Annotated in this window: 19 protein-coding genes; 3 read left to right on the forward strand and 16 right to left on the reverse strand. The window is 30.6% G+C overall.

What is annotated here, in order from left to right; translation table 11 throughout:
• Positions 1-95: 95 nt before the first annotated feature.
• Positions 96-2,294 carry a ribonuclease R gene (gene rnr / locus X274_RS11055; RefSeq protein ID WP_047266895.1) on the reverse strand — a complete coding sequence of 733 codons (2,199 nt, stop codon included), beginning with the start codon at positions 2,292-2,294 and terminating at the stop codon, positions 96-98.
• A gap of 195 nt (positions 2,295-2,489) precedes the next feature.
• Positions 2,490-3,884: a replicative DNA helicase gene (gene dnaB, locus X274_RS11060; protein WP_047266896.1), complete on the reverse strand. Its 1,395-nt coding sequence runs from the start codon at positions 3,882-3,884 to the stop codon at positions 2,490-2,492.
• Positions 3,885-3,965: 81 nt separating this feature from the next.
• Here dnaB and X274_RS11065 point away from each other — a divergent pair, with 81 nt between their 5' ends.
• Together X274_RS11065 and X274_RS11070 are read left to right on the forward strand one after the other, a co-directional pair.
• Positions 3,966-4,157 carry a hypothetical protein gene (locus X274_RS11065; RefSeq protein WP_047266897.1) on the forward strand — a complete coding sequence of 64 codons (192 nt, stop codon included), beginning with the start codon at positions 3,966-3,968 and terminating at the stop codon, positions 4,155-4,157.
• 91 nt (positions 4,158-4,248) lie between these two features.
• Positions 4,249-4,710 (forward strand): QueT transporter family protein, encoded by a 462-nt coding sequence (locus X274_RS11070; protein WP_047266898.1) that lies wholly within the window; start codon positions 4,249-4,251, stop codon positions 4,708-4,710.
• Between the two features lie 54 nt (positions 4,711-4,764).
• On the opposite strand, the gene X274_RS11075 is transcribed toward X274_RS11070, so the two are convergent.
• From X274_RS11075 to X274_RS11105, 7 genes are all read right to left on the reverse strand, one after another.
• Positions 4,765-5,493, reverse strand: coding sequence for an ABC transporter ATP-binding protein (locus tag X274_RS11075; RefSeq protein ID WP_047266899.1), 729 nt, complete (start codon positions 5,491-5,493; stop codon positions 4,765-4,767).
• A complete protein-coding gene (locus tag X274_RS11080; protein ID WP_047266900.1) occupies positions 5,477-6,319 on the reverse strand; it encodes an ABC transporter ATP-binding protein in 843 nt (280 codons plus the stop codon). The genes X274_RS11075 and X274_RS11080 overlap by 17 nt, the downstream gene beginning before the upstream one ends.
• The gene (locus tag X274_RS11085; RefSeq protein ID WP_047266901.1) at positions 6,316-7,404 is read right to left on the reverse strand and encodes a branched-chain amino acid ABC transporter permease; all 1,089 of its coding nucleotides are present in this window, start codon (positions 7,402-7,404) and stop codon (positions 6,316-6,318) included. The genes X274_RS11080 and X274_RS11085 overlap by 4 nt, the downstream gene beginning before the upstream one ends.
• A 4-nt stretch (positions 7,405-7,408) precedes the next feature.
• Positions 7,409-8,317, reverse strand: coding sequence for a branched-chain amino acid ABC transporter permease (locus X274_RS11090; RefSeq protein ID WP_084822743.1), 909 nt, complete (start codon positions 8,315-8,317; stop codon positions 7,409-7,411).
• 61 nt (positions 8,318-8,378) lie between these two features.
• Positions 8,379-9,485, reverse strand: coding sequence for an ABC transporter substrate-binding protein (locus tag X274_RS11095; protein ID WP_047266902.1), 1,107 nt, complete (start codon positions 9,483-9,485; stop codon positions 8,379-8,381).
• A gap of 215 nt (positions 9,486-9,700) precedes the next feature.
• Positions 9,701-10,708: a 6-phosphofructokinase gene (locus X274_RS11100; RefSeq protein WP_047266903.1), complete on the reverse strand. Its 1,008-nt coding sequence runs from the start codon at positions 10,706-10,708 to the stop codon at positions 9,701-9,703.
• Between the two features lie 12 nt (positions 10,709-10,720).
• Positions 10,721-12,700 carry a sodium-translocating pyrophosphatase gene (locus tag X274_RS11105; RefSeq protein WP_047266904.1) on the reverse strand — a complete coding sequence of 660 codons (1,980 nt, stop codon included), beginning with the start codon at positions 12,698-12,700 and terminating at the stop codon, positions 10,721-10,723.
• Positions 12,701-12,824: 124 nt separating this feature from the next.
• On the opposite strand from X274_RS11105, the gene X274_RS11110 reads away from it, so the two are divergent.
• Entirely contained in the window at positions 12,825-13,163 is a 339-nt protein-coding gene (locus X274_RS11110; RefSeq protein WP_047266905.1) for an STAS domain-containing protein, read from the forward strand.
• A gap of 45 nt (positions 13,164-13,208) precedes the next feature.
• On the opposite strand, the gene X274_RS11115 is transcribed toward X274_RS11110, so the two are convergent.
• From X274_RS11115 to X274_RS11145, 7 genes are all read right to left on the reverse strand, one after another.
• Positions 13,209-13,640, reverse strand: coding sequence for a hypothetical protein (locus X274_RS11115; RefSeq protein WP_047266906.1), 432 nt, complete (start codon positions 13,638-13,640; stop codon positions 13,209-13,211).
• On the reverse strand, positions 13,640-14,212 hold the full coding sequence (gene pth / locus X274_RS11120) for an aminoacyl-tRNA hydrolase (protein WP_047266907.1): 573 nt from the start codon (positions 14,210-14,212) through the stop codon (positions 13,640-13,642). The genes X274_RS11115 and pth overlap by 1 nt, the downstream gene beginning before the upstream one ends.
• A 3-nt stretch (positions 14,213-14,215) precedes the next feature.
• Positions 14,216-14,839 (reverse strand): 50S ribosomal protein L25, encoded by a 624-nt coding sequence (locus tag X274_RS11125; protein WP_047266908.1) that lies wholly within the window; start codon positions 14,837-14,839, stop codon positions 14,216-14,218.
• A gap of 37 nt (positions 14,840-14,876) precedes the next feature.
• Complete coding sequence (locus tag X274_RS11130) at positions 14,877-15,833, reverse strand: ribose-phosphate pyrophosphokinase (protein WP_047266909.1); 957 nt, start codon at positions 15,831-15,833, stop codon at positions 14,877-14,879.
• Positions 15,834-15,837: 4 nt separating this feature from the next.
• A complete protein-coding gene (glmU, locus tag X274_RS11135) occupies positions 15,838-17,187 on the reverse strand; it encodes a bifunctional UDP-N-acetylglucosamine diphosphorylase/glucosamine-1-phosphate N-acetyltransferase GlmU (RefSeq protein WP_047266910.1) in 1,350 nt (449 codons plus the stop codon).
• 68 nt (positions 17,188-17,255) lie between these two features.
• On the reverse strand, positions 17,256-17,810 hold the full coding sequence (gene ruvA, locus X274_RS11140; protein WP_047266911.1) for a Holliday junction branch migration protein RuvA: 555 nt from the start codon (positions 17,808-17,810) through the stop codon (positions 17,256-17,258).
• Entirely contained in the window at positions 17,810-19,126 is a 1,317-nt protein-coding gene (locus tag X274_RS11145) for a bifunctional folylpolyglutamate synthase/dihydrofolate synthase (RefSeq protein ID WP_052913314.1), read from the reverse strand. Before X274_RS11145 ends, ruvA begins: the two co-directional genes overlap by 1 nt.
• Position 19,127: the final 1 nt, after the last annotated feature.

Consider the following 19,127-nt stretch of genomic DNA (forward strand, 5'->3'; position numbering starts at 1 on the left):
TGTAAATTGAATTTACACAATGAAAATAAAAAATACCTAAGGGGGGTATAGGGGCCGCCGCATTGGTAATCCATGCCGTGCGGCTCTTTTTTATTTTATTTTCTTTTTTTCTTTCTTTTTATTTTAACTTTTGCATTAGGAAATGTTTGTTTCAATTTCTTTTCGATATTGTCTTCATCTTTTTCAACGATTTCAAAATCTATTTCAGCTGTTAATTTATTTGCGTTTATAACTTTAGCATTTAATTTATCTCCAAGCCTATATATCTTTTTAGTTTTTTCTCCAATCAAAACATTTTGTTTTTCATTATATACATAATAATCATCCATTGAAGAAACATGTATAAGTCCCTGTATAAATTTTTCTGGTATTTCAACAAACATACCAAATTTCATTATATTTGTTATATAAACCTCAAAGATTTTACCTAAATGATTTGTTATATATTCAACTTTTTTCATATCAGTCAAATCCCATTCGGCTTCATTAGCAACTCTTTCTCTTTTAGAGCTATGAGAAGCTATTTCTGGAAGCAATTTAGAATATTTTTCAATTTCTTTATTTTTTAGAGTGCCTTTATTTTTTAAATATTTTTTTAATAGCCTATGTACAATTAAATCCGGATATCTTCTTATTGGGGATGTAAAGTGTGTATAATTTTGTGATGCTAATCCAAAATGTCCAACATTTAAATCAGAATATACTGCTCTTTTTAAAGATCTTACAAGCAATTTTTGAATGCTTTTTCTTAGTGGATGATCCTTTAAATGTTCCAACATATCCTGCAATAATTTAGGATGTATGTTTTTAGGGAATTTATATCTCAATCCCACTATTTCTAAGTAATTTTTAAGTTGTAATAACATATCAGGGTCAGGTTCTTCGTGAATCCTATAAATAAAAGGTAATCCCTGAGAATCGAATATGGAAGCAATTGTTTCATTAGCTTTTATCATAAATTCTTCTATTATAACTTCTGATATACCTCTTTCAACAGGAATAATATCTTCGACATTACCTTTTTCATCAAAAATGAATTTAACCTCTCCACCTTCTATGTCTAAAATAGCACCTCTTCTTCTTCTGTTTTCTCTTATAATTTCCATTAATTCTTTCATTAATTCCAAGTTTGGTCTTAACCATCCAATTTCTTTTTCGAGTTCAGAGTCAGCATCATTATTTAATATTTTATTCACCTTATTATATGTTAATCTTTTTTTACTATTAATAATGCCATTATATACATCAAAATTAACAACCTCTCCATCTTTATCTATCTCCATTAACAAAGACATAGTCAATCTATCTTCACCTTCAACCAGAGAACAGATCCAATCAGATAGTTCATGAGGTAGCATAGGTATAACTGTATCTATTAAATAAATACTTGTACCTCTTTTAAATGCCTCTTTGTCTAAATTAGATCCTTCTTTTACATAATTTGAAACATCAGCAATGTGAACACCTAATAGATAATTTCCGTTATCTAATTTTTTCACCTGAACAGCATCATCGAAATCTTTTGCATTATCACCGTCAATAGTTACGATTAATTCGTCCCTGAAATCTTTTCTTCCTTTTAAATCTTTTTTCTGAATTGTCTTGGGTATAGATAAAGCTTCTTTCATAACATTTTCGGGAAATATACCAGGTTCTGGTAGATCGTGTTTTATTATTACAATAGGAAGATCAACCTCTGGGTCATTAACATTTCCTATAATTTTAGTTATCTTTACTTCAGGGTTTTTTCTTGTGTATTTTATTATTTTAGCTTCAACTATTTGTCCTGGTTTGGCTTTATTGAAATTTTCAGGTGAAACATAAAAATCAGTATTTATTTTTTGATCAATTGGCAAGACAAAGCCAAATAACTTTTTTTGTTCAAAGATACCAACAATTTTTGTAATATTCCTTTTTAATACTCTTAAAACTTTTCCTTTTGGCAAATCACGCCATGACCCTACTATTTCTATTAATACCAGATCTTTATGCATAGCATCTTTTGTATTTTCTAAAGTGATGGCAATCTCTTCTCCTTTTTTTGTAGTTACAAATGCCATACTTCCACGTCGGGTAAATTCTATAATACCGATTTTCATATTATTTCCAACAATGCAAAACCTATTTTTTGAATTTTTATAGACTTCTCCTTCTTCCTGCAAATCTTTCAATATATTTCGTATTTCTTTTTTTTCATTTTTATTTTTAGCTTTTAATTTATCATATAATTCTTTTTGTAAGAGTGGTTTGTTTTTTATTAGTTTTAAAATTTTGTTTTTTAAATCTTCTTTCATGCTTTCTCCTCCGTATTATCAATAGCACACCTGCGGTGTTACACGCTTACAACGGTTTTTTGGATTAAAAATTGTATTTTTCAAAAATAAAAAACTCTTAAATAATTACGCTGTAATTATTTAACCTACGGTGGGCTATTGGTTTAAAATTCTTGTTTTCTATCTGAGTGAATTTGATTTTAGACGTAGTAATAATTAATAAGAATCGCTATGAATGCTATCTTTTTCGTAAAATAAGGTTACTTTTGGATCAAACATTAATTTAATAGTACCAACTGGTCCGTTTCTTTGTTTGCCTATAATTAATTCTGCTTCATGGGGATGATTTAGTATTAGATTTTCATTATTTTTATCCTTTTTTTCGCTTTCTTTTTTTCGTTTGTAGTAAGCATCTCTATATAAAAACATAACCATGTCAGCATCCTGTTCTATAGCGCCAGATTCTCTTAAATCACTTAATCGCGGTCTTTTATCTTCTCTTTGTTCAACAGCACGAGATAATTGTGATAGAGCAACAATAACAACATTTAATTCTCTCGCTAATAGTTTTAATGAACGTGATATTTCTGAAATTTCCTGTTGTCTGCTTTCAGAACCTCTATTTTTAGATGACATTAACTGCAAGTAGTCAATGAAAATAGCTTCAATTCCATATTCTCTTTTCATTCTACGAGCTTTTGCACGTAATGTTCTAGGATCCAATCCGGGTTCATCGTCAACAACAATTTTTGATTGTGAAAGTTTATGTGCAGCATTTACCAATTTGTCCCAATCATCATTGTTTAGCATGCCAGTTCTAACCTTTTGCAAATCTACTTCTGCTTCTGCGCATAAAATTCTTTGAACTAATTGTTCTTTTGACATTTCCAGATTGAACATTGCTATGGGTATTTTATACTTTATAGCAAGGTTACTGGCAACATTCAAAGCAAATGCTGTTTTACCCATGGAAGGTCTTGCAGCAATAATTATTAAATCAGATCTATGAAAACCAGATGTTAATCTATCCAGAGAAATAAAACCGGTAGGTAGTCCAGTAACAAGAGCATTTGGTTCAATAGATGCCCTTTTTTTTAATTCATCTAATTTCTCAAAAACATCATGAACAATATTAGGAACTGAATCATATGTTCTTGTTGCACGAGATTCGGCTATTTCAAATATTTTTTTTTCTGCAAAATCTAAAATTTCCTCAGCTTCACCAATAGTTCTTGTAGCTTCAACAATTTCAGAACTAATACTCACAAGACTTCTAAGAAGTGATTTATCTTTTACAATTTTAGCATAATACAATACATTCGCAGGAGTGGGAACCACTTCTGCTAAATATATAAGTTTATCTTCCCCACCAGCTTTTTCAAGAAGATTAGCATTTCGTAAATTCTCCATAACTGAAATAGCATCAACAGGAAGTCCTCTATCAAATAAATCTTCTATTATTTTAAAAATAATTTGATATTGTTGATTATAAAAATCATTAGATCTAATTTCTTCCAATACATCAGGTAAAACTTGAGGATCTAAAAATATACTTCCCAATAGAGCTTCTTCTGCTTCTGTATTATGTGGTGGAGTTAATTCTTTATTCAATGTTAATACCTCCTTTTACTATGCATGATATAATTATAATACTTTAATGTAAAAATTCAAAGGATGTGTGGAGGTAAAAAAATGTGGGCAAATATTTTTTTCTTTTTAGGAGTAATCTTTACGCTAAATGGAATATATTTGTTTAATTCTTCTGTAAAAGAAACAAGAAAGGGATACATGAAAAACGAAGATAAAATAAGAAAAAACGATAAACACGCATTAATCTCTCTTGGTGTTGGAATTATTTTTTTTATTATCACTTCACTATTTTAACATATTTTTATTTCTATAATAATAAAATTTAGATATAATTCATCCGGCGGTCGCGGCACCCGCCTTAACAAAACAAGGAGGTGTTATAATAATGAAAACTAAAAACATGGTATTAGCAGGTGTTGTAGCAGCATTATATGTAGCATTAACGGTTTTATTACAGCCCATTAGCTATGGACCGATGCAGGTTAGGGTTTCAGAAGCATTAACGGTTTTGCCGTTTTTGAATCCAGTATTTATTCCAGCATTATATATCGGCGCTATGCTGGCTAATGTGTTTGGAGGATTTGGTGCTATTGATATCTTTTTAGGTAGTGCGTTAACATTATTTGCAGCATATTTAACTTATAAAATGCCAAATAAATATTTAGCTCCTTTACCTCCTGTTATAGTTAATGCTTTTGGAGTTTCAGCATATATTGCTCCTCTTGCCAATGTTCCATATTGGCCCACGGTATTTTGGATTGGTATTGGCGAATTTATTGCCTGCTATCTTTTAGGATTGCCGCTTCTAATATTATTAGAAAAAAGAAATATATTAATAAAAAAATGACAGTAGCTCCCTAATGGGAGCTACTGCTTTATTCAAACGGAGTATGACGGCGTATTATGCCATTCCTAAGTAAGCTTTTTGCACATTTTCATCTTTTAATAATAAATCAGAATCATTTTCAAGAATTATTTTACCTGTTTCCAATACATAGCCATAATGAGATATTTTTAATGCTTGTGCAGCATTTTGTTCAACAAGTAAAATAGTACCACCATTTTCATTGATTATCCTGATAATATCAAAAACTTCCGATACCAACACTGGTGCAAGTCCTAAAGATGGTTCATCCATCATTATTAAATCTGGTCTGCTCATTAATGCCCTGCTAATAGCGAGCATTTGTTGTTCCCCACCAGATAATGTTCCGCCGAGTTGTTTTAATCTTTCTTTTAGTCTTGGAAAAAGGTTATAAACCCAATGTAAATCCCTTTCAATTTCCTCCTTATCAGTTCTATTGAAAGCACCCATCATTAAATTTTCATATACAGTAAGGTTTGGAAAAATACGCCTACCTTCTGGAACCAAAGCGATACCCATTCTATTAATTTCATGAGGAGATTTTCCAGCTATATTATTATTTTTATATAATATTTCACCTTCCTTAGGTTTAACCATTCCAGCAATTGAAGAAAGGGTGGAAGTTTTGCCTGCTCCGTTTGCTCCAATTAAAGTTACAATTTTTCCTTTTGGAACTTTTATATTTATTCCTTTTACAGCATGAATGGCTCCATAATAAATATTAAGATTTTTTATTTCAAGAACAATTTCATTCTGCTTTTGCATTCTTCCACTCCTCTCCAAGATAAGCCTCGATAACTTTTGGATTGTTTTGTATATCTTTTGGCTCTCCTTCAGCTATAATAGCTCCATAATCCAGAACCAAAATTCTTTCACATATTCCCATTACAACTTTCATATCATGTTCTATCAATAATATTGAAAGGTTGAAATCATCTCTAATTTGACGTATAAAATGCATTAATTCTTCAGATTCCTGAGGATTCATACCTGCAGCAGGCTCATCTAATAATAATACTTTTGGATGTGTTGCTAAAGCCCTAGCAATTTCTAATTTTCTCTGTAGTCCATAAGGTAGAGATGAAGCTTTTTCTTCTGCTAAATCTAATAATCCAACCTTTTTTAATAATAATAGACCTTCCTTGATCATATCTTTTTCTTTATGTAAATATCCAATTTTAGTTAAAGCCTTAATAAACCATAAAAAAGAACTTCCTTTGGTTTTTTTTCCGTGTTTTTTTAGAATTTTATCCACATCAGTATTTGATAACATATGATGTTGAGCAACTATAACGTTTTCTAAAACAGTCATGTCTTGAAAAAGTCTGATGTTTTGAAACGTTCGTGCAATTCCAAGATGAGTAATTTCATGAGGTTTGAATGGCGTGATATCTATTCCATCAAAAATAATTTTTCCTTTTGTTGGGATATATATTCCTGTAATAACATTAAATGCAGTTGTCTTACCAGCACCATTAGGGCCTATTAAACCGAGTAATTCACCTTCATATAATTGATTATGAAAGTCATTAACAGCAATAAGTCCTCCAAATTGCATGGTAATATGGTTCATCTCAAGAATTTTTTTCATTCAACATCACCTTCTTTTTTCATATATAACTCAACTATAGAAGTTTTTTTAACCTTTATCCCAAATAATTTCAAAAATTTTTCCCATGAAAATTCAGCTCTTCCCATAATACCTTTTTGCCAAAAAATCATAATAAATATAAATATAGCAGATATTACTAACATTCTCATTCCAGGAATACCTGGAACATGAACGCCGAATATATCAAAAGGTTCTTCTAAAGAACGTAAATATTCAAACATTAAAGCAAAAACTCCAGCTCCTATGATAGACCCTGTTATACTTCCTAATCCTCCAAGCACTACCATAATCAAAACATAAAATGTTAACAATGGTCCAAAAGTTGTAATTCTTGGATCGATAGTTGTCAACCAGTGAGCATATAATGCTCCAGAAATTCCAGCAAAAAATGCACCAAAAACAAAAGACATAAGTTCATGGCTAAATACATTAATTCCCATTGATTCTGCTGCAATTGAATCTTCTCTTATAGCTATTAAAGCCCTTCCATAAGAACTTTTAATTAAACTTATTATAGCTATTAAGGTAATTAGTAACCAACCCCAAGCCCAATATAAATTTGTATAATTTGGAAGTCCTTTTAAACCTAATGGACCGTTAGTAACACTTATAACATTATTAGCCAGAACTCTTGCTATTTCTGCAAAGCCTAAACTTGCAATTGCTAAATAATCTCCGGATAATTTTAATGTTGGCCATCCAATTAAAAATGCAAAAATTGCAGCAACAACACCACCGGCCAGTGTAGCTATAAGAAAATTAGCATGTAAATTTAATAGCCATGGCTGAATGGGTACTATAATATACGAAATTTCTTTTTGAAAGGGTTCTAAAGTAAGTAATGCAGATGTATATGCGCCCAATAATACAAAACCGGCATGTCCTAAAGAAAAAATACCAGTAATACCATTTATTAAATTTAAACTTACTGCCATAATAGCATATATAGGTATAAGTGTGAGAATTCTTAGAGTATAATCGCTAAAATTTCCTTGTGCATAATATAAGAAAAGACTAAATAATATAACGAATATAAGGGTTAAAGTGTAATTTAATTTTTTCATGCTATCACACCTTTACTACGGACTTTTTCCCCAATAGTCCATCTGGTTTTATTAATAAAATAACAATAAGAATAATAAAAGCAAAAGCATCTCTATATCCAGCTGCACTCGGCATTAAAGCAACAAGAAAGATTTCTAATAATCCTAATAGAAATCCTCCCACAACAGCGCCAGGAATAGATCCTATACCTCCTAAAACGGCAGCGATAAAGGCTTTTAATCCTGGCATGAATCCCATATACGGCTGAACATTAGGATATCTCATTGCCCACATGATTCCTCCAGCTGCTGCCATAGCTGAACCGAGTGCGAAAGTAAATCCTATAACCATATCTACATTAATTCCCATTAAAGAGGTTGTAGGAATATCTGAAGAAATAGCCCTCATAGCCATACCAATCTTTGTTCTATAAACTATCCAGAATAAAAGCAAGAATAATAAAGCAGTTATAAAAAATACCATAAAAGTTAATACGGGAATTCTTGCACCACCAATATTCCAGGTTTTATCCAAAATCCATCTGTTTTTTTCATTAAAAACAGATGTAAATGATTTTGGAACTGCCCCAAAAACAACAACGGCAAAACTTTCTAAAAAGAAACTCATACCAATGGCTGTTATTAAAGCAGAAATTCTTGGGGCATTTCTTAAAGGCTTATATGCAATTCTATCAATTAAAAATCCTAAAATTGAAGCGCCAATGACCCCAATTATAACAGCAAGCCATAATGGTGCTCCGGCAAGCGAAGCATAAAGAGCAAAATAAACCCCCATCATCATAATATCTCCATGAGCGAAATTTATCAATCGTAATATACCATAAACCATGGTATATCCAACTGCTAAAAGAGCATATAATCCACCAAACATTATTCCATTAAACAAATTTTGAAGAAAAATAGAACCACTCAATGCCGACACCTCCGTTTTTAAAAAATCCCCGGGAATTCCGGGGATTTATTTTATTTATATATTATTCAGCCGCAGGATTTACAGTTGTAACATATGTAAATTCTCCATTTTTAACCATATCAATAACAACAGATTTTTCTGCATCCCCGTTTTTGTTTATTGTTATCATACCAGTGGCACCTTCAAAATTTTTAACCTGCCTGATAGCTTTTGCTATAGCTTTTGGATCAGGTTTTCCAGCCATTTCTATAGCTTTTCTTAATACTAAATATGCATCAAACCCTAATGCGTGCATTGCGCCAGGTTCAGAACCAAATTTTTCTCTGAATTTTTCAACAAAAACCTTTGTCATTTCAGTTGCTGCACCTTTTGGATGGAAATGGGTTGTATAATATAAACCTTCTACAGCTTCCCCACCAATTTTTATTAATTCAGGAGCTTCTGCACCATCTCCAGCTAAAATAGGACCTTTGAAACCCAACATTCTTGCCTGTCTTGAAAATAAAGAGATTTCTGGATAATAACCTGTGATGTATAAAACATCAGGATTCTTGTTAATAGCATCTGTCAATTGAGCACTGAACTCTTGATCACCAGTTTTGAAAAATTCGATAAAGTAATTTCCGCCCAATTCTTGGAATTTCTTTTTAAAGAAATTTGCCAATCCCACACTATAATCCTGTTCAACATCGATAAATACAGCGGCTTTTTTTGCGTTTAAATTTTTAAATGCAAAAATTGCAGCAGCTGCACCCTGATAAGGATCAATAAAACATACACGTGAAACATATTTTTTTCTGTTAGTAACCAATGGGTTTGTTGAAGAAGAAGTTAACATAGGAATTTTCTTTCTTTCTGCAACAGCACCACCAGCCAAAGAATGAGCGCTTGCAACTTCACCGATAATAGCAACAACCTTTTCTTTATCGATAACCCTACTTACAGCATTTGCAGCTTCTGTCTTTTCTGATCTATTATCTACCAATACAAGATCAATTTTTTCTCCTAATACTTCTGGATACATTTCATGAGCTAATTTAATACCCTGCCAGCTCATTTCGCCAAAAGCTGCAATTCCTCCGGTCATTGGTAATACCACACCAATTTTGATATTTGCATACAATACCATTGAAAGAACTAAAACCATTGCCACTAAAAATTTCTTCATAGAATCCCTCCCTATTCAAATGTATTAAACGTAAAAACTTGTTTATATTTTACTATATTTTAATATACTTGTCAAGTATGAAAGAAATTTCATTTCTTATATTAACATAAGAAATAAATTATTAACTTTACGAACTATTATATATATATTAAACTTATATATATGAAGAATAAAGAATTTGATGCATAAAAATAAAAAAGCCCGTACGGGCTTTTTTAAAAGAAAATTTTTGCCATTTCATAAATTCTGGAGTCAATTTCTTTATTGTTTAATAAATCCTGTGAAAAAGGTACACTCGATATTTCAAAACCTTTTAGAGATAGTGCAATATTGACTTTTCCTTTTTTGATGTATTCAATGGCCTTTGTTGAAAACATTGTTGCGATCAACCTATCAAAAGATACAGGTGTTCCACCTCTTTGCATATAACCCAGATTAACATTTCGACATTCAACTCCCTCAATAGTGTCTTTAATATATCTTGAAACTATTTCAGAAGGAGTACTTTCAGGTAATTTTTCTTTAATAAGTTTTAATCTTTCAGATAGAGGACATTTTTCCTGAACTACAACAATGGAGAATTTTTTGCCTTCTTCATATCTTTTTCTTATATTTTCAATTAATTTATCAGGATTAAATTTAATTTCAGGAATTAATATATAATCAGCTCCGCCGGTTAAACCTCCTAATGTAGCCAGCCAACCAGCTTCATCACCACCAACTTCAACAACAATAACTCTATGACCGGCGCTGGCTGTAGAATGAAGAGAATCAAGAGTTTTTGTTACTGTTTCTAAAGCTGTAAAAAAGCCTATACTGAAATCGGTCCATGGTAGATCATTATCTATTGTTGCAGGAATTATAATTGAAGGCATACCTTCATCCGATAATTTTATGGCTATTTCTGTACCAGTATGTCCGCTCATTATTATAAAAGCAGTAATCTGATATTTTTCAAAATTTTCTTTTAATTTCAATAGATCGTCAGGATTTTTTGTAGGATCAAATTTAGAAGAGCCTAAAATAGTTCCACCACGTTCCAGTATTCCTGATACATGTTCTTTTGTCATTACAAATACTCTATCTTCTAAAAAACCCTTAAAACCGTCATATACTCCTAAAACTTCAATATCTTCCATAGCGGATTTTCTAACTAAAGCTCTAATTGCACTATTCAAACCAGGACAATCTCCACCAACATTTAAAACGGCAATTCTTTTCATATTAATCCTCCTTTACCCGAAGATTTTTATTAATATTGGAATAACAACAATTGATATTATAGACATAAGTTTTATTAATATGTTTATTGCTGGTCCGGCAGTGTCTTTAAAAGGATCACCGACAGTATCTCCTATAACAGCAGCTTTATGAGCAAATGTACCTTTTCCGCCATAGTTGCCTTCTTCTATATATTTTTTTGCATTGTCCCATGCACCACCAGAATTTGCCATAAATATTGCAAGCATCACACCTGAAACTGTTGTTCCCACAAGCATGCCTGCAACAGCTTCTTTACCCAGGATAAAAAATATTAAAATGGGCATAAAAACGGCAAGTAATGAAGGTAAAACCATTTTTCTCAAAGCACCTTTAGTAGCAATTGAAACACAGGCAGAATAATCAGGATCAGCTTTTCCTTCCATTAGACCGACAATTTCTTTAAATTGGCGTCTTACTTCCTGAACCATTATTTCTGCAGCATCTCCAACAGCTTTCATAGCCATTGAAGAAAATAAAAATGGTAGCATACCACCAATTAAAGCCCCTATGAATACTTGTGATTTTGATAAATCGATGATGTTTAAGTTAGTAACTTTTGTATATGAAGCAAACAAAGCCAGTGCAGTTAAAGCAGCAGAGCCTATAGCAAAACCTTTTCCTATAGCTGCAGTAGTATTACCGACAGCATCTAATTGGTCTGTTCTATCTCTAACATATGAATCAAGTTCGGCCATTTGAGCAATACCACCAGCATTATCTGCAATGGGCCCATAGGCATCAATTGCCAGAGTAATACCGAGAGTAGCCAGCATTCCAACACCAGCTAAGGCTATTCCGAATAGTCCAAGTAAATTATATGAAATTATAGTTGCAAAAGATATTAATATAACAGGAATAGCTGTAGATTCCATGCCAATAGCCATACCGCTTATCAATAAAGGTGCAGCGCCACTAACCGCACTTTTAGCAAGCTGTTTAACAGGTTTTTTTGCAGTATAATATTCAGTAACGTTACCAATAATCATTCCAACAATCATTCCTAAAAAAATAACAAAAAATGGATTTATAGTTTTAAGATAAATTAATGATAAAAATAATACTCCTATAAGCGTTAATCCATTTGCAATATATGTACCGAAATGTAACGCTTTTGAAGGATTAACATTTTCTTTGTTTTTCAAACTTAAATTAAAAATTATTATACCGATAATAGCTGATAATATACCAATAGATACAACTAAAAAAGGGAAAACAGATCCTTTTTCATTAAATAAAATGATACCAAGTGCAGAAGCAGAAAATATGGATCCAACAAATGATTCATATAAATCTGCGCCCATACCTGCGACGTCTCCAACATTATCTCCAACATTATCAGCAATTACAGCAGGATTTCTCGGATCATCTTCCGGGATTCCAGCTTCAGTTTTTCCAACTAAATCTGCACCGACATCAGCAGCTTTGGTAAAAATTCCTCCTCCAACTCTTGCAAATAATGCAACTAATGATGCCCCCATAGCATATCCACTCATAGCAATTGTATCGCCATCTGTCAAATAATAGATTAACCCCAGACCAAATAATCCGAGCGAAGCTACAGTCATTCCCATTACTGCTCCACCATTAAAAGCTATTTTTAAGCCTTTACTCAAAGATTCAATAGCACCTTGAGCGGTTCTAGTATTGGTTTTTGTTGCAATACTCATGCCAAAAAAACCTGCAGCAACGGATAATGTTGCTCCCAAAAAGAACGATAAAGCCATTATCCAATTATTTGCAAATCCAAGCAATAGGAAAATAAGCAATACAATAATATAAAGAATTTTATATTCTGAAATTAAAAATGCCTTCGCTCCAGTTTGAATAGCTCCTGATATTTTTTGCATTTTTTCATTTCCTGGAGAGTTTTCCAATACTTTAAAAGTTAGAAAGACAGTAAAAATAATTCCAATCAGGCCAAAGATAATGCCACTTAAGTTTATAATGTCCATTAAAATCCTCCCTTCTTTGCGAATCTAAACAATTCGCTATTTTTTTATATGGTTATTATATCATAAATTTCTAATATTAAAGCAAGAACTTTTAAAAGACGATTATATATCAGGAGGGAAAAATATGAATGAATATTTTGTACTGGAAAAAAAGAAGAATTTTTTTAAAGTGAGGTTTTTAAATAATATTACAGTTGAAAATAGCCAGAAAATAAAAGAAGCATTAAATAAAATGCTAATGCTTAAAAATGCTAAAATAATTGTAGATTTTTCAAATGTTTATTTTATAGATAGTAACGGTCTTGGAATAATAATTTCTTTAATACAAAAGGCAAGGACATATAACAATAAATTGATTTTTATAAATATTAATGCTTTAATAAAAGATATTTTAGATATTACCAAAGTTAATAGATTGATGAATATTCTCGATACGTATGAAGAGGCAAAGATTATGTTATAAATGTAATAAACAGGCACATTTTGCCTGTTTATTACAGAATTTTGATTATAACAATTTTTTTATTTTGTTCAATATATCTTCTATTAATTTCATTCTTTCTTCATTCATTTCTTTTTTTGCAATTTCGTATTCATTTTTCCAAAATTCGAATCCGCGTTTTATTAATGCTTGAGTGTTTCTGAGTTTTGAATTATCATCATCTGAAAATAATAAATTTTTTATGGATATTGGAAGTTCTATTATTACCCGGCTTTTAACATTTTTTATTTCTATTAGGTCTTTTTTTACTGGAAATTTATTTTTAAAAAAAACGTTAGTAGAAAATAAACTTAATTTATTTTTATTTACTGGAATAGTATGAAATTTAGCCATTTCATTTAAACAGCTTTGACAGTATCCGATTTTTGTTTCAATACCATCATAATCGAATTTCTGTATTATTTCAGCATTATTTTTTTGACATAAATGGCATTTCATTAAATGTCATCTCCAGTAAGCATTTTATTATTATATTTATTCATAGCTTCAACGATTTTATTTTCTAATATTAGATCTATTGTGGGGATTATCTTATCTATTACTTTATTTATTTTATAATATTCATCATTTGAAAATTCACTTAAAACATAATCAGCAAGATCCATATATTTTGGTTTTGGACCAATTCCTACACGAATTCTTGGAAAATCTGTATTTTGTAAGGTAGATATTATAGATTTTAATCCGTTATGTCCTCCAGATGAGCCGTTAGGTCTAATTCTTATTTTTCCCAGTTCTAAAGCAACATCGTCATATATTACTATTATATCCTCTGGATTATCATAATATTCTTTTAATTCATATAAAACTTTCCCACTTAAGTTCATATATGTAAGTGGTTTTACCAGGATTATTTCATTGTTATAATATCCTTCAAAAGATCTTTTTTCTGTTTTTTTTAATTTATCTTTATTTATTTCATAATATCTATCTACAACCAAAAACCCCACGTTATGTTTTGTAAATACATAACGTGGGCCTGGATTACCTAATCCAATTATTATTTTCATATATTAAGCTTCTTCTCCATCTTCTTCTGTTTCTTCTGTTTCTTCAGTAGTTTCAGAAACTCTTCCAGCTACTGGAATTGATACAATAATTTCATCTTCATCCAATAAAACATCTATAGATTCAGCAATATTTAAATCTTTTACTGTTAAATGATCGTTAACATCTAAATCGGTTATATCAACAACAAATTTTTCGACAATATCCTTTGGTAAAATTTCAACAGGTAATTCGTGATGGTGAATATCTAACATACCGCCTCTGGATAATCCTTTTGCTTCTCCAACAAATTCTATTGGGATATTAAGATGCATTTTGTGTCCTTCTGAAGGCACATAGAAATCTGCATGAATAGGTTTATCCGTTACTTTATGTCTTTGAACAGTTTTTAAAAATGTTGTAACTTTGTATGTTTCGCCATTTTCCTTTTCAATATTCAATTGAATAGGTGTAGTTTCTTCAATTTTATCGAGCATTAATATTGTTTCAACTGAAGAAATTTTTAAATGAATGTTTCCTTCTAAACCAGGTCCATACACTACTGCAGGGATAAAACCCTCTTTTTTTACATGATTTGATTTTTCTCCTTCTTTTCTTTCAATAGCTTTTAGTTGGTATACTTTTGCCATTTGAATCCCTCCTATATGAATAAATTATTTTGTTTAATTACTTAAATAATATACTTACAGATAGATTATTTTTAATTCTGGCTACGGTTTCGCCGAGAAGTGACGCTACCGATAATACATGAAATTTACCAGGCAAATCATTATGATATATTGTATCTGTAACATATACTTTTTCAATTACTGAATTTTGTAACTTTTCTTTTGCATTTTTGGAAAGAACACCATGTGTTGCGCAAGCAATAACTTTTTTAGCACCCTTTTCTTTCAACATTTCGGCAGCTCCAACAAGAGAACCTCCCGTATCTATTATATCATCAAAAATGATAGCAGTTTTATCTTTAACGTCACCAATTATATTTACAATTTCTGCAACATTATCTTTTGGTCTTCTTTTATCAAGGATAGCAAGAGGTAAATTCATTTTTTCTGCAAACTTTCTCGCCCTTTTTACACCACCAACATCAGGCGATACAACAACTGATGAATCGGGTTCGAAATCTTCACATTCATTTTTAAAGTAATTTACGAATACAGGAAAGCCCATTAAATTATCCACAGGTATATCAAAAAACCCCTGAATTTGTTCAGCGTGTAAATCAATCGTGACTATTCTTGTTGCGCCAGCAACAGTTAAAAGATTTGCAACTAATTTAGCTGAAATAGGATCCCTTCCTCTCGCCTTTCTATCCTGTCTTGCATATCCGAAATATGGAATAACAACAGCGATTGAATTTGCAGAAGCCCTTTTTAGAGCATCAATCATAATTAATAATTCCATTAAATTTTCATTTACTGGAGCAGATGTTGATTGAATAACAAATGTATCCAATCCTCTAACAGTTTCACCAATCCTCAAATTAACTTCACCATCAGCAAATCTTTTTAATTCAATTTCACTTAATCTTATACCTAAATATTGAACAATTTTTTCAGCTAATGTAGTATTAGAATTCCCGGTAAAAATCTTAATTTCGTGGGCCATTGAAAAAGGCATTTTTTTACTCTCCTTTCTCCCTCTTTTTAAATACCCAGTTTTCTTTATTTATCTGTCGTGCTCTACCAAGAGCCAACGCACCTTCTGGGATGTTTTCAGTTATTGTAGAGCCAGCTCCTATTAGAGCATTATTCTCAATTTTTATTGGCGCAACTAAAGCCGTGTTGCTACCAACAAAAACGTTGTTTCCAATATATGTTTTATGTTTATTTTTCCCATCGTAATTGCATGTTATTGTTCCTGCTCCAATATTTGTATCTTCGCCAATAAATGCGTCACCTAAGTATGTTAAATGTTGTGCTTTAGTATTTTTACTTACAGTGGTTTTTTTAGTTTCTACAAAATTTCCAATCTTTACATTCTCTTTTAAGACTGTACCTGTTCTCAACCTTGAATATGGCCCAACAGAAACATTATTTTCAATTATGGCTTCCTCACATTCAGATCTGAAAATTTTTACAAAATTTCCAATTTTACAATTTTCAATTCGAGTCATTGGCCCTATTTCGCACTCTTCACCTATTTCGGTTTTTCCGTAAATAAATGTCATAGGATAAATTACAGTGTCCTGTCCGATTTTTACGTCAGGAGATATATATGTTGTGTCAGGGTCAATAATAGTAACTCCATCTAGCATTAAATTAGTTAAAGTTCTTTTTTTCATTATTTTTTCAGCTTCAGCAAGTTGTATTCTGTTATTTATTCCAAGTGCTTCTGAAAAATCTTCTAAAATATATGTCTCAACATAATTTAAGTGTTTTGCTACATCAGTTAAATAATATTCGCCTTGATTATTATTTGGTTTAATTTTTGCTAAACCATCTATTAGTTTCTTGCCTTTATATATAACAAATCCAGAATTTATTTCTTTTATTTTCTTTTGTGTTTCATCAGTATCTGCTTCTTCGATAATATCTATAAAATTTCCTTTAATATCTTTTAATATTCTTCCATATCCTGTTGGATTATCTAAAATAGCCGTTAATATAGTTGCATCAGCATCAGTTGAATTATGTTTTTCAATAAGCTTATTTAATGTGTTAGCAGTTATTAAAGGTGTATCTCCGTATAATATTAATATGTTTTCATCGTTTATAAAATCCTTAGCAGACATTACAGCATGTCCGGTACCCAATTGCTCTTTTTGATAGTAAATTTCAACATCTTCTGGAAGTATATTTTGTATCATCTCACTTTTATGACCTAAAACCACTCCTATTTTTGTTGGATTGAGTTTTCCTGCTGTATCGATAACCCAGTTTACCAATTCTTTTCCCATTATTTTATGCATAACTTTTGGATATTTTGATTTCATCCTTTTTCCCAAACCAGCAGCTAAAATTAAAATCCTCATAGTACACCCCCAATTATACATCAATATATATTTTAACATTATTTTCATTAATTAAAATTAAGATATTATCACAATTTCTTCAAGGCTTGTGTAATAATATTTTCTAAAGAAAGATTATTAAGATCCAAATCTTTTAAGATAGTATAAATCTTATTTCTATCAAATCCTAAGGCTTCTAAGGCGTCTAAAGCATCATTAAATTTATTATTATCTGTTGAAATAAAAGATTCAAATTTATTTTTTAATTCATTGGCGATTCTTTCAGCAGTTTTTTTGCCAATTCCGGGTAATTTTGATAGTCCATTTATATCATTTGTGGAAATCATATTAGCTATATTTTCCGCATCAGCGTTTTGAATTATTTTTATAGCACTTTTTGCACCTAATTTAGAAACTTTTTTTAAAGATAAAAACATATTTCTTTCAAATTCATCATAAAATAAATAAAGAGATATATTCCATTCGTTTATATCTAAATATGTTTCGAATAAATATTCCTTATTTTTTTCGCAATTTTTTAATATTCTATATGTTGGAATGCTTTCAAAGTAAAAATTCCCCGATTGTATAATTATTTCAGATGTGTTTAATGTTTGTATTAACCCGGTAATTTTTCTAATCATCAAATTTCCTCCAGATTGAATATATATCCGCGTATTTTTCCAACTAAATATAAAGACCCAGTGACAAAATAATAATCATATGGTGAAGAAAGTAAATTGTTAAAGGCCTCAACAGGATCTTTAATAAAAACAACATTTTTATTAAATTTTTTAAATAATGCATATACATATTCTGGATTATTTGAACGCTTATTTGGAACTTGAGTAATGATAATATAATCGAATTCGTTTGCAATAATATTAACCATACCTTCAATGTCTTTATCGTCCAATATCCCTACTAAAGCTGCTCTTTTGAAATTTTTTATGTATGTTTTTATAGAATTTTTTAAAGCTAAAGCACCGGAAATATTATGTGCACCTTCTAAAATAACATTTTTATTTTTATATTCTAATAGTTCGAATCTACCTTCCCATAAAAAACCTTTTAGAGCTTTTTTAGTTTTATTAATATCCAGTTTTTTATCTTTTTTCTCAAAAAAACTTTCAACAGCCATTATAGCAGTTGAAATATTATAAGGCTGATATGTTCCGTTGGCTTTATAAATCAAATTATCAATTTTATTATATTTACTCTTATAATCTATGGAATTCCAGTTCAAAGAAAAAGCAGGATTTTTAAAAGTAAAATCCTTTTCAAATTCAAAAACATTATTAATTCCAACTTCATTAGCTCTTTGAAGGATTATTTTTTTTGCAGAATCCGTTATATTACCTAAAACTACGTTATTGTTATTTTTTATTATTCCCGCCTTTTCAAAAGCAATTTTTTCCAAGGTATTTCCCAATAAATTCATATGGTCATATTGAACGGTAGTTATAACAGAAACATCAGAAACTACAACATTTGTAGCGTCTAATCGGCCTCCTAAACCAACTTCTAATACGGCAACATCTACATTTTGGTTTGAAAAATATTTTAAAGCAAGCGCTGTGATTATTTCAAAAAAAGAAGGAGACATTTCATCTTTCATATTATCCATTTTTTCAATAGAGAAAATCATTTCATTTAATATTGTAATAAATTCACTATCTTTTATTGATTTTCCATTTATCTTTATTCTCTCAGAAATATGAGTTAAATGCGGTGATGTAAACAAACCAACTTTTAAACCATGTTCTTTTAAAATATTGTGTATAGCTTTAGATGTACTACCTTTACCATTTGTTCCTGTGACATGAATAACCGGGAAATCCCTTTGAGGATTTCCCAATAAATCACATAATTTGTTGATTCTATCCAATCCATATTTGATTCTTGTTCCACCACGTCTATCATATATATATTCAACAGCTTCTTTTAATGTTGAAATCATG

It is taken from the genome of Marinitoga sp. 1155, from assembly GCF_001021175.1.
In the GTDB taxonomy this organism is placed as follows: domain Bacteria; phylum Thermotogota; class Thermotogae; order Petrotogales; family Petrotogaceae; genus Marinitoga.

Excerpts from the sequence above, each read along its gene's own strand:
- rnr (WP_047266895.1), bottom strand. The coding sequence starts at position 2,294 with ATGAAAGAAGATTTAAAAAACAAAATTTTAAAACTAATAAAAAACAAA.
- X274_RS11065 (WP_047266897.1), top strand. The coding sequence starts at position 3,966 with ATGTGGGCAAATATTTTTTTCTTTTTAGGAGTAATCTTTACGCTAAAT.
- X274_RS11070 (WP_047266898.1), top strand. The coding sequence starts at position 4,249 with ATGAAAACTAAAAACATGGTATTAGCAGGTGTTGTAGCAGCATTATAT.
- X274_RS11075 (WP_047266899.1), bottom strand. The coding sequence starts at position 5,493 with ATGCAAAAGCAGAATGAAATTGTTCTTGAAATAAAAAATCTTAATATT.
- X274_RS11080 (WP_047266900.1), bottom strand. The coding sequence starts at position 6,319 with ATGAAAAAAATTCTTGAGATGAACCATATTACCATGCAATTTGGAGGA.
- X274_RS11085 (WP_047266901.1), bottom strand. The coding sequence starts at position 7,404 with ATGAAAAAATTAAATTACACTTTAACCCTTATATTCGTTATATTATTT.
- X274_RS11095 (WP_047266902.1), bottom strand. The coding sequence starts at position 9,485 with ATGAAGAAATTTTTAGTGGCAATGGTTTTAGTTCTTTCAATGGTATTG.
- X274_RS11100 (WP_047266903.1), bottom strand. The coding sequence starts at position 10,708 with ATGAAAAGAATTGCCGTTTTAAATGTTGGTGGAGATTGTCCTGGTTTG.
- X274_RS11105 (WP_047266904.1), bottom strand. The coding sequence starts at position 12,700 with ATGGACATTATAAACTTAAGTGGCATTATCTTTGGCCTGATTGGAATT.
- X274_RS11110 (WP_047266905.1), top strand. The coding sequence starts at position 12,825 with ATGAATGAATATTTTGTACTGGAAAAAAAGAAGAATTTTTTTAAAGTG.
- X274_RS11115 (WP_047266906.1), bottom strand. The coding sequence starts at position 13,640 with ATGAAATGCCATTTATGTCAAAAAAATAATGCTGAAATAATACAGAAA.
- pth (WP_047266907.1), bottom strand. The coding sequence starts at position 14,212 with ATGAAAATAATAATTGGATTAGGTAATCCAGGCCCACGTTATGTATTT.
- X274_RS11125 (WP_047266908.1), bottom strand. The coding sequence starts at position 14,839 with ATGGCAAAAGTATACCAACTAAAAGCTATTGAAAGAAAAGAAGGAGAA.
- X274_RS11130 (WP_047266909.1), bottom strand. The coding sequence starts at position 15,833 with ATGCCTTTTTCAATGGCCCACGAAATTAAGATTTTTACCGGGAATTCT.
- glmU (WP_047266910.1), bottom strand. The coding sequence starts at position 17,187 with ATGAGGATTTTAATTTTAGCTGCTGGTTTGGGAAAAAGGATGAAATCA.
- ruvA (WP_047266911.1), bottom strand. The coding sequence starts at position 17,810 with ATGATTAGAAAAATTACCGGGTTAATACAAACATTAAACACATCTGAA.
- X274_RS11145 (WP_052913314.1), bottom strand. The coding sequence starts at position 19,126 with ATGATTTCAACATTAAAAGAAGCTGTTGAATATATATATGATAGACGT.